This is a genomic window from Moritella marina ATCC 15381, assembly GCF_008931805.1.
GTDB classification, from domain to species: Bacteria; Pseudomonadota; Gammaproteobacteria; order Enterobacterales; family Moritellaceae; genus Moritella; species Moritella marina.
Genome location: NZ_CP044399.1, coordinates 4,686,211 through 4,700,905 on the forward strand (window position 1 = coordinate 4,686,211; position 14,695 = coordinate 4,700,905).

Annotated in this window: 12 protein-coding genes; all 12 read left to right on the forward strand. The window is 33.5% G+C overall.

Annotated features, from left to right (window positions below):
* The first annotated feature begins 61 nt into the window (after positions 1–61).
* Entirely contained in the window at positions 62–1,369 is a 1,308-nt protein-coding gene (locus FR932_RS21170; protein WP_019440366.1) for a polysaccharide pyruvyl transferase family protein, read from the forward strand.
* Entirely contained in the window at positions 1,362–2,531 is a 1,170-nt protein-coding gene (locus FR932_RS21175; protein ID WP_019440365.1) for a glycosyltransferase, read from the forward strand. Before FR932_RS21170 ends, FR932_RS21175 begins: the two co-directional genes overlap by 8 nt.
* The gene (locus FR932_RS21180; protein WP_019440364.1) at positions 2,521–3,639 is read left to right on the forward strand and encodes a glycosyltransferase family 4 protein; all 1,119 of its coding nucleotides are present in this window, start codon (positions 2,521–2,523) and stop codon (positions 3,637–3,639) included. Before FR932_RS21175 ends, FR932_RS21180 begins: the two co-directional genes overlap by 11 nt.
* On the forward strand, positions 3,629–4,810 hold the full coding sequence (locus FR932_RS21185; protein WP_019440363.1) for a lipopolysaccharide biosynthesis protein: 1,182 nt from the start codon (positions 3,629–3,631) through the stop codon (positions 4,808–4,810). Before FR932_RS21180 ends, FR932_RS21185 begins: the two co-directional genes overlap by 11 nt.
* Complete coding sequence (locus tag FR932_RS21190; RefSeq protein WP_019440362.1) at positions 4,794–5,900, forward strand: O-antigen ligase family protein; 1,107 nt, start codon at positions 4,794–4,796, stop codon at positions 5,898–5,900. Before FR932_RS21185 ends, FR932_RS21190 begins: the two co-directional genes overlap by 17 nt.
* A 24-nt stretch (positions 5,901–5,924) precedes the next feature.
* Positions 5,925–7,793: an acyltransferase family protein gene (locus FR932_RS21195; RefSeq protein ID WP_019440361.1), complete on the forward strand. Its 1,869-nt coding sequence runs from the start codon at positions 5,925–5,927 to the stop codon at positions 7,791–7,793.
* A gap of 37 nt (positions 7,794–7,830) precedes the next feature.
* Positions 7,831–8,997: a nucleotide sugar dehydrogenase gene (locus tag FR932_RS21200; protein WP_019440360.1), complete on the forward strand. Its 1,167-nt coding sequence runs from the start codon at positions 7,831–7,833 to the stop codon at positions 8,995–8,997.
* Between the two features lie 123 nt (positions 8,998–9,120).
* Positions 9,121–10,143 carry an NAD-dependent epimerase gene (locus tag FR932_RS21205; RefSeq protein ID WP_019440359.1) on the forward strand — a complete coding sequence of 341 codons (1,023 nt, stop codon included), beginning with the start codon at positions 9,121–9,123 and terminating at the stop codon, positions 10,141–10,143.
* Entirely contained in the window at positions 10,133–11,032 is a 900-nt protein-coding gene (locus FR932_RS21210) for an exopolysaccharide biosynthesis polyprenyl glycosylphosphotransferase (protein WP_019440358.1), read from the forward strand. Before FR932_RS21205 ends, FR932_RS21210 begins: the two co-directional genes overlap by 11 nt.
* A gap of 1 nt (position 11,033) precedes the next feature.
* Positions 11,034–11,942 carry a UTP--glucose-1-phosphate uridylyltransferase GalU gene (gene galU, locus FR932_RS21215; RefSeq protein WP_019440357.1) on the forward strand — a complete coding sequence of 303 codons (909 nt, stop codon included), beginning with the start codon at positions 11,034–11,036 and terminating at the stop codon, positions 11,940–11,942.
* A gap of 143 nt (positions 11,943–12,085) precedes the next feature.
* On the forward strand, positions 12,086–13,093 hold the full coding sequence (gene galE / locus FR932_RS21220; RefSeq protein WP_019440356.1) for a UDP-glucose 4-epimerase GalE: 1,008 nt from the start codon (positions 12,086–12,088) through the stop codon (positions 13,091–13,093).
* Positions 13,094–13,217: 124 nt separating this feature from the next.
* Entirely contained in the window at positions 13,218–14,657 is a 1,440-nt protein-coding gene (locus tag FR932_RS21225; RefSeq protein ID WP_019440355.1) for an MBL fold metallo-hydrolase RNA specificity domain-containing protein, read from the forward strand.
* The last annotated feature ends 38 nt before the right edge of the window (positions 14,658–14,695 follow it).

A 14,695-nucleotide genomic window follows, 5' to 3' on the forward strand; every position in this document is an offset into this window, starting at 1 on the left:
TAGCATTAATTTTAAATTTGTGCTTAAAAATTAATTATATAAACTTTAACTAAGAGTGAAAATGAAAAATATAGCAATAGTACCTGCGTGTACAGATTTAAATCGAGGTGATCAAGCGCTTGTTTGGGAATCAGTTTACTTTGCCGAAGATATATTCAAAGGTAAAACGGATGTTCGAATTATTGATACTGGTGATACGGATGAAGAACGGTTTATACAAACAAACCAAACAGGCAAAGAGGGATTCAAATTAGCGAGAAATATATTGGGACATCCTAGAAGAGGTAGGAAAAGTAAATCAACCGCTGCTCATGATGATTTACTTAATATATTTCTCATGATTACAACTGGTGTATGTGACTTTGTACGGTTATCATTGTTAATCTGCTTTCCTCAGTTATATAAAATCCTACTATCTAATAAAGAACAGGTAAATAGTTTTTTATTTCTAAAATCCTGTGATGCATATTTCGTTAAAGGCGGTGGCTTTTTACATACGTATGGTAAGTTTACAGATTTTTATTATATTTGGTACCAAACATTTTATATTTTATTAGGTTGGAGACTCAATGTTAAAGTTTTCATATTACCAAATTCATTTGGACCTTTTCAAAGAAATAGCCTAGCAACAAGATATTTATCATGGATTTTAACCACTTGTAAAATTGTATATGCAAGAGAGAAAATATCAAAAAATGTACTAGAAAATGAATTAAAACTTAAAAATGTTCATTATGGGCCTGATTTTGGATATTTTATAAAAAGAAAAAAATCTAATATAAAAATAGATTCAAATAAAACTAAAGTGGCTATAACTGCACGACCATATAGATTCCCAAAAAGTGAAAATCCGGAAGATAAATATATAGAATATATTGATGCAATGGCTAAATTTTCAGATTGGTTAGTACGTGAAAAAAACTGTGAAGTTTATTTCATTACTCAGGTGCAAGGTCCTAGCTCACATGAGAATGATAATATTGCAATATCTGATATTAGGCAAAGAACTAAAGAAGATAATATGCATATTGATATTGAAGGTGATTATAGAGAATTAGCCGATATATACTCCCAATTTGATTTAGTTACAGGAACTAGGTTTCACTCTGTTATTTTTAGTCAAGTCTTTAATGTCCCTGCTTTTGCTATCGCCTACGGAGGTAATAAGAGTAGAGGTATAATGAAAGAATTGAACTTAGAAAAGTATGTCGTAGATATTGAAGATGCATCGGATTCATTACTCATGGAAATGTATGAAAATATTACAATTCATAGACATGAATATATAAATGAGTTGAAGTTATCTAAAAAAGTATTCGAAGAAGAACGTTTAAATATGCTTAATATGGTTAGGGGGTATTTTGTTTAATATTGCATTTATACACGATCATTACTTTGTTGAGTATGAAAATAACACTTATACTACTGGCTCGTTAAATAAAAATGTTTGGAAACGTTATTTTAATCCCAATTATCATAATAAACTGTATGTCTTTGGAAGGAAAAATAACAATTCCAATGTTGAAATTCACGATTCCTTACTTTCGAATGATTACTTTACAGACTTTATTTTATTTGAAAAATATAATACACCATTAAAAATTATTAAGAATAAGAAAATAATAAAACTAAAAATTAAAAACGAATTAATAAATAAAAATATACAGAAAATTATAGTTAGACTCCCTAGTGAATTAGGATTACTAGCACTTCAGGTTGCAAAAGAATTAAATATTAATGCTGCAGTCGAAGTGGTTGGTTGTACGTGGGATGGTTTATGGAATCATGGTAGTTTGAAGGGGAAGTTATACGCACCTTTTATGACTTACCGTGTTAAAAAAGCTATAAGTGAAGCTTCTTATGCGATTTATGTTACGAATTATATTTTACAAAAAAAATATCCATGTGATGGTATTACGGCATCGGCATCTAACGTAGAAATTACGGAAATAAATAGCAATATATTAAGTAAAAGAGTTAATAAGATCATAGATGAAAAAATTCTTATAAGAATCGGATTAATAGGAACATTAAAAACTAATGTTAAAGGTATAGATATTGCGATAAAAGCACTATCAGAGTTAGATATGAATAATGTGGTTTTGGAAGTTGTCGGTGGAGGTTGTCAAAAACGTTATCTAGATTTAGCTATAAGCCTTAATCTAGAAGATAAAGTTATATTCCACGGAACAAAGAGTAGAGAGGAAATTTTCAATTGGCTTGATAATATAGATATATATATTCAACCATCATTTCAAGAAGGTCTTCCTCGTGCGACTATTGAAGCCATGAGTCGAGCTCTGCCTATTGCAGCATCAAATGCAGGAGGATTACCGGAGTTAATTAATGAAAAGTTAATTCATAATAAATATGATTTTAGAAAGTTAAGCTTAGATATTAAATATTTATTAGATGAAAATAATCAAATAAATCACTCAGCTGAAAATTTTGAAACATCAAAAAGATATGATAAACGTAATTTAGATATTGTAAGGCAATCATTTTGGAGTGCATTTCTTAATGAAAAATAAAAAAATATTAATAGTCATTACTCGTGGTGATGAAATTGGTGGGGCTCAAACTCATGTTATAGATTTGGCCACATCTTTAAGTAAGTTAGGCCATGATGTCACGGTTGCAGCTGGAAGTGACGGTGTATTATTTCAAAATTTTGACAATACAAAGATTAAGTGTCATATATTTGATAATTTAAAACGGAGTATATCTATTTTAAAGGATTTTAAAGCTTACCGAGAAATTGAAGCTCTAATACTTAATGATGGTTTTGATTTTGTTGCATCACATTCATCAAAAGCTGGTATTTTAACTCGTTTGGTATGTTTTAATCATAATGTAAGTAATAGCTTCACTGTACATGGTTGGTCTTTTACTGATGGTGTTAGTAGATTAAAGAAAATTATATATACAGCAATAGAACTATTCATGGTGAGATACTCAGACAGAACAATTTGCGTGTCTAGTTTCGATCAAAAATTAGGAATTAGTCATAATATCTTAAGTGAAAATAATTCAACAGTTATTCATAATGGCGTACATAATAATAATAATTTCATTGAAACAAATGTGAAAATAAAAAATAAGTCTTCATTTAAATTTGTCATGGTTGCACGTTTTTGTGAACAAAAGGACCATTCCAGTGTAATTAAAGCAATATCTTTGATCAAAGATATTGATATTAAAGTTGATTTCATTGGTGCTGGTAATGACAACAAACTGAAAGAATTATCATTGGAACTTGGTGTTGTAGATAAAATAAATTTCTTAGGCCAAATAGATAGAAGTCATGTCGAAAAAAAATTAATTGATTATGATGCCTTTTTATTAATCTCAAATTGGGAAGGTTTTCCTATATCGATTGTTGAAGCATTAAGTGCTGGTTTACCTGTCATAGCATCTGATGTGGGTGGTTGTTCTGAAGCTATTACAGATGGATACAATGGATATTTAGTCGAACGTTCTGATTACAATGATTTAAGTTACAAAATTAGAATGTTATGTGAAAGTAGTACTTTGCGCTTAGATATGTCTATTAATGCTAGACATAGTTATGAAGATAGTTTTACAGTAGATAAAATGATAGATAAAACAATAAAATGTTATGGTTTAGATGTTGCTTAAATTAAATAAGATTAAGAATATTTCAATCAGTGCATTTTCTCAATTAATGTTGCTTATGTCTGCTCCTGTAATTAGCCGTTTATATTCTACTGAGCAAGTGGGAATCTATGCATCAATTTTAGCTGTTGGAACAGTAATTGGTCTCAATAGTTCTCTAAAACTTGATATCGCTTTAATTTCAGAATCATCTGATGATTCTCATGAAACTATGGCTGTAGCATTATTTTTAGGTGTTATAATATCAATTATTGTGGGGTCTATCTGGGGCTTGACTCAATTTAGTGAGCTATCTTCTGTTATATGCTTGATCTTGCTTTCTATCTCGATTTCGTTATTTCAAAACGTCACTTATTACTTAACAAGGTTAGATAAAATAAATTATTTATCTAAGGTTAGAGTCGTTCGTAGTATGTTTATTTCTGTGGGACAAATTGGTTTTGGTTTATATTTTACAACATTTATCATTTTAATTATGTCAATGGTTATTGGTAATGTAATTCCCATCATAAAGCAGTTAAAATTTGAAATAGTACGGTTAGATAACATTGTAAATGTGTTGAAGCGAAATTTATCATATATAAAATATGCAATACCACAGGGGCTTTTAAACTCTCTAACTATGAATCTACCCATTATATTTCTTAGTATATCAGGAGAGTTTGTTCTTGCTGGTTATTACTTAATGGCTGAACGTCTGCTTAGAACACCGGTTAATTTTATTAATACATCTATTAGACAGATCTTCCTTAGTGATTTCTCAAAGTCAATTAATAAATTTAAATGTTATTTATCATGGTTGATTCCACTTATATTACTATCCTTATTGTTCTATCTTTTTATGTATAAATTTTCGACCGATATTATTGTTTTTATACTAGGTTCTCAGTGGAGGATGTCTGCTGAAATAGTAATGGTATTATTGCCATGGATTACACTATCTATGATTCAAGTTCCTGCTACAGGGGTGCTTATTTACTTAAGAAAGATGAAAATATATTCATTTGTTGAGTTGGTTGACTTTATAATTAAAGCATCTTTATTATTCTTTTTTATAGATCCTGATGATTTCTTATCTGGTTTAGGTATTTATAGCTTAGTCGGCCTTATTACATATGTAGTAATAATTTTAATGTCTTCAATTATTGTGAATAAACATGTTAGTAATAAATAAAAATAAAATATGCTGCTATTTAATTAATATATTCTTTTGTTTAGTTTTCTTCAGAAGTCTTTTTCCATCTGGAGTGTTTGAAGCTCTTATTGTTGCTAATTTGATTATTATGGTGTGCTTTTCTAAGAATATAACCAAAAAACAAATGAATATATTTATATTATTCTCTATCTTTTTCAGCATTGTTATTAGCCAAGTGTTTATAACCGAAAATGTAGATTACTTAGCTATGCATATTATTTATTTATTTCAAGGTGTCATGATTTTTATCTTGATTGTTTATTTTTCAGATTTTTTGGGCTTTAAGTATGTAGTATCTAGATTGATTTTTTGGGCTGTATTAGCATCTTTAATATCTGTGATTTTATTTGTTCTTTTTATTAATACGGGGTATTTCTCTGAGTTTGTTTATAGTCGAACTGGATTTCCTCGGTTATCTGGGTTTCAGGCTAACCCTAATTACCTATCTTTAACTTTATGTTTCATTCCTGTTTTACTGCTCATTTATAAAAGTAAGTATGTTGGGTTTAAAATTGTTGTTATATTATTAGCTATCGTATTGACAGGTTCTAGAGGTGGTATACTTGCAGCTTTTATTCCTCTAGCAATATACTTTTTTATTAAAAATGTAAGGTATAGTCTTTATGTTTTATTAGTTATTATCGTTATTATTTTTATAGTTAACAGTATAGATTTAGATAGTATATATGGTTTATCAAGGTTTCAAAGTAGTGATGGTGATTACAGTAGTGGGCGTTTCACTCACTGGGTAAGAGCGTGGGAGTTATTTTCTAATAACATAGTGTATGGAGTAGGTAATAATTCATTTCTTCTATATGAAATAGAGAATGGAAAACCAATACAAGTACATAATAATTATTTGAGAGTTTTAGCAGAATTTGGAATTGTAGGTTTTTTTACTTGGTTTTTTATTTTATATTATTTAATAAAAAATAGTGTTTCAACAGTTGAATCGTTGTTGATTATATTTCCAATGTTAATTTTTGGGTTGGTGAATGATCCATATATAGCAAAGGAATTTTGGTTGTGTTTAGCTTTGTGTTATAAAGCAGAACAGGGTACTAGATAGTGTTATATTTTTTATAGGATTAGGATGAAGTTAGTATATAGAAAGGATATTGATGGTCTTAGAACCTTAGCTGTCGGTTTAGTTGTATTTTATCATTTAGGACTTAATATACCTGGTGGATTTATTGGTGTAGATATATTTTTTGTGATTTCTGGATTTTTAATTACTAGTATTATTTTTAATGAAATTAAAGAGAAAAATTTCTTATTTTCTAATTTCTACAAAAGAAGATTAAAAAGAATATTTCCACTATATATATTTATCTCTTCGGTTACTATTATTGTATTTTACTTTGTGATGGTCCCTGATGATTTTAATAAATTACTTAAAAGTTACATTTCGGGGATGTTATCACTTTCGAATATGTACTTTATAAAAGAGTCCACAGGCTACTTTTCGTCAGAAACAGAGCTGTTCCCTTTGCTCCATACTTGGTCTTTATCTGTGGAGGAACAGTTTTATTTCATATGGCCAATTCTTCTGATAGGATTGTTGAAACTTAAAGGTAATAAATTATATACAGGTGTTTTTACATTATTATTTATTCTCATTTGTATTTCTGAAATTATAACTGTTAATAGTAGCCGAGTAGGATATTACTTCCTTCTTGCTCGAGGTCATGAGTTATTAGCAGGTGCTATCTTAGGGGTTTTATTAAGTGATGAACGATTTAAAAACAAAATTAATTCTTATAACACACTTTTTTCTTTTCTATTTTTATTTTTTATAATATATTCAATTGTATATATATCAAAAGATGATTATTACCCTGGTTATTTATCTATTTTTCCGACATTAGGTACTGTTTTTTTTATTATATCAAGGCAGGATTCTTTTGTTAATAAACTATTCTCGATTAAGCCTATGGTATATTTAGGGCAGATATCATATTCAATATATTTATGGCATTGGCCTATTATTGTTTATTTCAATTACACGGGAATAGAAATAAAAAGTGCTGAAATATTTTATATTTTATTTTTTGTTTTTACGCTGTCATCCCTTTCGTATCGATTTGTAGAAGTTCCATTCATTAGATTTAATTTTAATTTTAAATCTGTTTTAATATACTATTATATGATTCCATTGCTGATTATATCTGTTGTAGTTTTCGCGGTTCCATTTGATAAACTTATTAATGCTCGAATATCTTCTTTAGGTGGAAGGGAGCAGGTAAAGAATGCTATATACCCCGATTCAAATTCTGGCTGGTGTCAAGTTTCTGAAGATAGAGATGTTTGGGGCGATGAAAATTGCATATTAGGTAGTAATGGTTCGAAATTAAAGGGACTTCTATGGGGGGACTCACATGCAGCTCATTTTGCACCTGCGATAAATCAACTAGGGGAAATCCATAACTTTTCTGTGTATCAAAGAACGTTAGCTCAATGTGTACCTCTTATCACTAGCGGAAATTTAGGACGTTATTCTAACATGTGTTCTGAAAATAGAGAGTTTATTAAGACTAATATAAAAAATTATGATTTTATTTATCTTGCTTCACGTTGGGAATCGCGTCTCGATATCTTTGGCGATGTTGAAGATACTGTTAAATGGTTATCGAATAACATCAAAGATGTTTATATTATATCTCAGGTTCCTTTATTTGAATCAAACGTATCTAAATGTATACTTAGAAAAACCATTAATAGTAGTGTCGTTTGCAATATGGATGTTAATAGCGATTATAGAAAAGCTAATTTAAAGCTATCTGAAATGAGTGATAAGTATAAAAATGTTCATTTTATTTCACTTGATAACGTTTTTTGTAAAGGTGGGGAATGCTCGCCACTAATAAATGGTAGTTTATCTTATTTTGATTCTAACCATTTAAGTGAAAATGGATCTTTATACCTAACACCTCATATACCTTATCCTTTAATTAATAATTAAAGGGATTTATTATTTAACGATTAAATATGGATTGATAATGAAAATAGCTATCGCCGGTACCGGCTATGTAGGTTTATCAAATGCAATGCTGCTTGCACAACACAATGAAGTAATTGCTGTTGATATTGTGGAGGAAAAAGTCAATCAATTAAATAAGAATATTTCACCAATTTCAGATGCTGAAATTGAATGTTTTTTACAAAATAAAGAATTAAATTTTATTGCGACATTAGATCAAGTACTGGCTTATCAAGATGCAGACTTTGTCATTATTGCTACGCCAACTGATTACGATAGCGTTAATAACTACTTTAATACCTCGTCTGTTGAAGCTGTAATTAAAGCTGTAATGAAAATTAACCCAACCGCCGTAATGGTAATAAAGTCAACTGTACCAGTGGGTTATACTAAGCGTATTAAGAAAAGTTTATGTTGTAGCAATATTATTTTCTCACCAGAATTTTTACGTGAAGGGAAAGCCCTATACGATAACCTTCATCCGTCTCGGATTATTGTTGGTGAACAGTCTGAAAGAGCTGAAGTGTTCGCTGGTTTATTGGCACAAGGTGCGATTAAAGAAAATATCGATATCTTATTTACGGATTCAACAGAAGCTGAAGCGGTTAAGTTGTTTTCAAATACTTATCTTGCAATGCGTGTATCTTATTTCAATGAATTGGATTCGTATGCTGAAACTCATACTTTAAACGCGCGTCAGATTATTGAAGGTGTAGGTTTAGACCCTCGTATTGGTCATCATTATAACAATCCGTCATTTGGTTATGGCGGCTATTGTCTACCAAAAGACACAAAGCAGCTTCGTGCTAATTTTGAAGATGTACCAAATTCATTAATCAGTTCTATTGTTGATTCTAATACGGTGCGTAAAGATTATATTGCATCATCTATTATCAATAGAAATCCAAAGATTGTTGGTATTTATCGTTTAATAATGAAAACTGGATCTGATAATTTTCGTGCTTCGTCTATCCAAGGCATTATGAAACGTATTAAAGCCAGGGGTATTGAAGTTGTTATTTATGAACCAGTATTAAAAGAAAAATCATTCTTTAATTCTCGTGTAATAACTGATTTCGAAGAGTTTAAAAAGATGTCTGATGTTATTGTATCGAACCGTATGGAAGATGCGTTAATATCAGTTGTAGATAAGGTTTATACTCGTGATTTATTTGGTTCTGATTAATAATCTTGAGCTGTCTCTTTAGGTTTCTTTAAAGCGCTAAATAATCACTTTAGTGTTTTACTATTTTTGTAATGCTTATTCCTACCATCTTGCATCTCTTTTCAGTTTTTTAAGGTTATCATAATGAAATACTTAGTTACCGGCGTTGCTGGTTTTATTGGTTCGCAAGTGGTTTCCCGTTTGTGCTCTTTAGGTCATCAAGTTATCGGTATAGATAATTTGAATGATTATTATGATGTTAATTTAAAGCTAGCGCGTTTAGACGAAATCAATCCCTTAGTAACATTTCAATTTATCGAAATGGATTTAGCTGACCGTGATAGTATTGCAGCTCTGTTTGCGGAACAGCAATTTGATAAAGTGATTCACCTCGCCGCACAAGCGGGTGTCCGTTATTCTATTGAAAACCCGATGGCATACGCTGACTCTAACCTTATCGGCCATTTAACTATTTTAGAAGGCTGCCGCCATAACAAAGTGAAACACCTTGTATACGCTTCATCAAGCTCGGTTTATGGCTTAAACAGCAAAACACCATTTGAAACTAGCGATTCAGTTGATCATCCAGTATCTTTGTATGCGGCAACGAAAAAATCAAATGAGCTAATGGCACATTCTTACTCTCATTTATATAATATGCCAACCACTGGTTTACGTTTCTTCACAGTATATGGTCCTGCTGGCCGTCCTGATATGGCACCATTTATTTTTACTAAAAAGATATTGGATGGCGAAATTATCGATATTAATAATAATGGGGATATGTGGCGTGACTTTACGTACATTGACGATATTGTTGAAGGTATTATTCGTATTCAAGATGTGATTCCAACTGTTGATGTAGATTGGAAAGTTGAAACTGGTTCACCAGCAACAAGCTCTGCACCATATAGCGTATACAATATTGGTCACGGTAGTCCGATTAGCCTAATGGATTTCATTGGAGCGATTGAAGAAGCTTTAGGCATTGAAGCAAAGAAAAACTTCCGTGACATGCAACCTGGTGATGTATACAAGACTTATGCTGATACCACTGATTTATTTGAAGCTACAGGATATAAGGCCAAAGTTGGTGTTAAAGAGGGTGTTGAAGCATTTGTTGATTGGTATAAAGATTTTTATAAACAAGGGGGGTATGGTGAATAATAAAATATATATTTTTTGTCCAGAGTATAAGGTTAATGAAATTTCACTCTTATGTGAAAAGAATTCATTTAAAGTTATTTTTAATGATTACAGTATAAAAGACTATAACGACAAAATTTTTTGTCATTATAGATCGGCGGACTTATCTGAAGATAAGCAACTTTACCTCGTACAAGCGATTAAATATGGTGCAAGTGTTGAGCCTTTAGTTAGTTATCTTGATCGTATTCTCAAGTATACTGAAGTTGAGTTATTACATTCGAGCTATTTTTTACATCAAAAATCATTTTCTATTCTATCTAAGAAAGTAAAGCAAAGAAATAAACGATTTTTAGACCTTATTTGTGCTGTTATTTTATTTATGTTGACTTGGCCAATTGCCCTAATCGCAGCTATAGCGATTAAACTTGAAAGCCCTGGCCCTGTATTATATAAACAAAAGAGAACAGGTCTTTTTAATAATGAATTCTTTGTTTATAAATTTCGTTCGATGCGTAATGATGTAGAAAAAGATGGTGCGCAGTGGGCATCTAAAAATGATGCTCGTGTAACGAAAATCGGTAAATTTATTCGTAAAACTCGTATTGATGAGTTACCACAAATTATTAATATATTTAAAAGTGAAATGTCGATTGTAGGTCCTAGGCCTGAGCGTGAAGTTTTTATCACTGAATTAGAAAAAGAAATTCCATTTTATCGTTTTAGGCATGCTGTTAAGCCTGGTGTAACAGGTTTAGCTCAAGTTAGCTATCCATATGGTGCTTCAACGGAAGATGCGATATGGAAGCATAAATATGATATGTATTACATTAAGCATCATACATTCATGAATGATATTAAAATTCTAATTAAAACCGTTACAGTAGTAATTTTTGGCATGGGTCAATAAAATGAATAAAGTAATAAATAATAAAATTACAAAAGCGGTTATCCCTGTTGCTGGCTTAGGCACGCGTATGCTACCTGCAACAAAAGCTATCCCAAAAGAAATGTTGCCCGTTGTAGATAAGCCATTAATTCAATACATCGTTAATGAATGTGCCATGGCAGGTATTACTGAAATTGTACTAGTAACGCACGCGTCTAAAAATGCCATTGAAAACCATTTTGATACTTCATTTGAATTGGAATCAACGCTTGAAAAGCGTGTGAAACGCCAGTTGCTTGAAGAGGTACAAGCGATCTGTCCGAAAGGCGTGACAATCATGCATATTCGTCAAGGTGTTGCTAAAGGGCTAGGTCACGCGGTTATGTGTGCAAAACCAATTATTGGTGATGCGCCATTCGCTGTTGTATTGCCTGATGTATTAATGGATGAAGTATGTTCAGACCTCAAAACTGAAAACTTAGCAAGCATGATGGCTCGTTTTAATGATACTGGTTTTAGTCAGATTATGGTTGAACCTGTACCTCAAGAAAGTGTATCCGGTTACGGTGTTGCAGATTGTGGTGGCGCAGTGTTAGCCTCTGGCCAATCGACTGCAATGACAGCGGTTGTTGAAAAGCCAAGTATCGAAGAAGCACCATCAAACCTAGCTGTTACTGGCCGTTATGTATTACCCGCAGCAATCTGGGATATTTTAGCTAAAACACCTCCGGGTGCGGGTGACGAGATCCAATTAACCGATGCGATTGCTACGCTAATGGAAACTGAAACAGTTGAAGCATTCCATATCAGTGGTGAATCACATGACTGTGGTTCAAAACTTGGCTATATGAAAGCATGTATCGAATACGGTATTCGTAATGATGATTTTGGTGATGAACTAAAAAAATTCATTGCTAGCTTAATTAAATAAAGTTAGATGAACAGTTAGCAAAACAATGGAAGGGATAGCAGGCATGGATATATCAATGCTGCTATCCCTTTTTAGTTTCAGCTGCTTGTAGAATCAAAATAATAGATACTTTAATTTAATGGATATTGAAACAGGAAAATAATATGACAATATTAGTCACAGGCGGAGCGGGCTATATCGGCAGCCACACTGTATTAGAATTATTAAACAGCAATCAAGACGTGGTTGTAATTGATAATTTATGCAACTCAAGTGAAGAATCATTAACGCGTGTTAAATCGATCACTGGTAAGTCAGTGACGTTTTATCAAGGTGATGTACTCGATAGTGCATTACTTACGCAGATATTTACCACACACGCGATTGATGCCGTGATCCACTTTGCTGGTTTAAAAGCGGTAGGGGAGTCTAATCAGATCCCGCTAACGTATTACCGTAATAACATTGCAGCGACGGTAAACATCTTAGAAGCGATGACAGCGCACAATGTAAAGAACTTTGTATTTAGTTCATCGGCGACTGTGTATGGCGATCCGGCGTCTGTACCAATTGATGAAAGCTTTCCAACGTCTGCAACTAACCCGTATGGCCGTTCTAAGTTAATGGTCGAAGAAATTCTTGCCGATTTATATAAGTCAGACAACAGCTGGAACATTGCCCGCTTACGCTACTTCAATCCAGTCGGTTCACACGAGAGCGGTTTGATTGGTGAAGATCCAAATGACATTCCAAATAACCTAATGCCATACATCTCACAAGTTGCTGTGGGTAAGTTAAAGCAACTGAATGTATTTGGTGATGACTACGCAACGGTTGACGGTACTGGCGTACGTGATTACATCCACGTAGTTGATTTAGCCCTAGGCCATTTAAAAGCCTTAGACAAGCTAATGACTAATCCGGGCTTAGTGACGTATAACTTAGGCACTGGCCAAGGTTACAGCGTCTTAGAAATGGTCAAAGCCTTTGAACTTGCATCAGGTAAAACGGTTGCTTATCAAATCGCACCACGCCGCGCGGGTGATATAGCCCAGTGTTACGCTGCAACTGATTTAGCAGAACGCGAATTAGGTTGGAAAGCTGAGCGTAGTATTAGCGATATGACGGCTGATACTTGGCGCTGGCAAGCAAATAACCCGGATGGTTATTAAGCCGTACTAAAATAAGCGTATTGACCTATTACCTTCCTTGGACTCAAGCTTTAAACTAATAGCCCTATCTTTTTAAAATTGATAGATCTATTTATCGTTTAACTTGCTTTCCAAGGACGGAACAATGCGTATATTACATCACGGCGCCGTTAATGGCGTCACTGGCTCTTGCCATCAATTGTATATGAATGACTATAATTCAGTATTGATTGATTGCGGCCTATTTCAAGGCTCTGAAGCTGCAGCTAACAATAAAAATAACGGTAATAACCAGCACCAACTCTCTATCGACTTTAATGTCCGCACCATAAAAGCGCTCATCATCACCCACTGCCATATCGACCACGTTGGTCGCATTCCCTATTTATTAGCCGCAGGTTATACCGGTCCAATATACGCGACCCAAGCCACCGCAGAATTACTCCCCCTCGTTATTGAAGATGCCCTGAAAGTTGGTGTCACTCGCGATCACAAACTCATCCAAACTTGCCTATCATTATTAAATAACCAACTAATACCTGTGCCTTATCATCAATGGCGTACGATTGATGTACTGCAAATACCGCAGGAAGATATAAGTGAAAGCGAGATCTGCTATCAACGCCAAAAGATCCGTTTTTGTCCTGCAGGGCATATCCTTGGCTCAGCCTATGTCGAAATTGAACTAGCCACTGATAAACCCATTCATCGCCATAGATTAGTTTTCTCTGGTGACTTAGGCGCATCTTACAGTCCATTATTATCTGCGCCGCGAGCACCATATCGTGCTGACACCCTGATTATCGAAAGTACCTATGGTGATAAGCGCCACGAACACCGTAATCAACGTCGTCAAAAGTTACAAGCCGTGATTGAACACGCGGTCAGTGATAATGGCGTAGTGTTAATTCCGGCATTCAGCATTGGCCGTACTCAAGAGTTACTTTACGAAATAGAACAGTTTATTCATACGGCACCAGAAGGCAGTTTATGGAAAAACATCGAAATCATAGTCGACTCGCCCATGGCCGCTAATTTCACCACTAAGTACCGCGACTTTAAAGAACTCTGGGACCAAGAAGCGCAAGGCATATTAAAACAAGGCCGGCATCCACTTAACTTCGAGCAGCTACACACCATAGATAGCCATCAAGACCACCTTAGTGTGGTGAAGTATTTGGCTAAGCGTAACAAACCCGCAATCGTCATCGCCGCCAGTGGCATGTGCAGTGGTGGACGTATCGTTAATTACCTCACCGAGTTTTTACCCGATAGCAAAGCCGATGTGATTTTTGTTGGTTATCAGGCCAAGGGAACACCTGGTCGAGATATTCAGAAACATGGACCAAAGGGAGGTTATGTTGAATTGAACGGTAAACGTATTAGCATTAATGCCGGAATTCATACCATCAGTGGTTATTCTGCCCATGCCGACCAACAAGATTTGCTTAACTTTGTTAAAAACATAAAGCATCAGCCAAGTGAAATACGTATTGTGCATGGGGATGAAGGGGCAAAGGCGGCGTTTGCTGAGAAGCTGGGGGAGTTAGTACCGGATGCGCGGATATTACGACCGAGTGAATAAGTTTCAATATGGTTAGGTATGTATTTATGTATTTAGAT

What these genes read in the sequence shown, in the direction of transcription:
- FR932_RS21170 (WP_019440366.1), top strand. Translation starts at nt 62, where the DNA reads ATGAAAAATATAGCAATAGTACCTGCGTGTACAGATTTAAATCGAGGT.
- FR932_RS21180 (WP_019440364.1), top strand. Translation starts at nt 2,521, where the DNA reads ATGAAAAATAAAAAAATATTAATAGTCATTACTCGTGGTGATGAAATT.
- FR932_RS21185 (WP_019440363.1), top strand. Translation starts at nt 3,629, where the DNA reads ATGTTGCTTAAATTAAATAAGATTAAGAATATTTCAATCAGTGCATTT.
- FR932_RS21190 (WP_019440362.1), top strand. Translation starts at nt 4,794, where the DNA reads ATGTTAGTAATAAATAAAAATAAAATATGCTGCTATTTAATTAATATA.
- FR932_RS21195 (WP_019440361.1), top strand. Translation starts at nt 5,925, where the DNA reads ATGAAGTTAGTATATAGAAAGGATATTGATGGTCTTAGAACCTTAGCT.
- FR932_RS21200 (WP_019440360.1), top strand. Translation starts at nt 7,831, where the DNA reads ATGAAAATAGCTATCGCCGGTACCGGCTATGTAGGTTTATCAAATGCA.
- FR932_RS21205 (WP_019440359.1), top strand. Translation starts at nt 9,121, where the DNA reads ATGAAATACTTAGTTACCGGCGTTGCTGGTTTTATTGGTTCGCAAGTG.
- FR932_RS21210 (WP_019440358.1), top strand. Translation starts at nt 10,133, where the DNA reads ATGGTGAATAATAAAATATATATTTTTTGTCCAGAGTATAAGGTTAAT.
- galU (WP_019440357.1), top strand. Translation starts at nt 11,034, where the DNA reads ATGAATAAAGTAATAAATAATAAAATTACAAAAGCGGTTATCCCTGTT.
- galE (WP_019440356.1), top strand. Translation starts at nt 12,086, where the DNA reads ATGACAATATTAGTCACAGGCGGAGCGGGCTATATCGGCAGCCACACT.
- FR932_RS21225 (WP_019440355.1), top strand. Translation starts at nt 13,218, where the DNA reads ATGCGTATATTACATCACGGCGCCGTTAATGGCGTCACTGGCTCTTGC.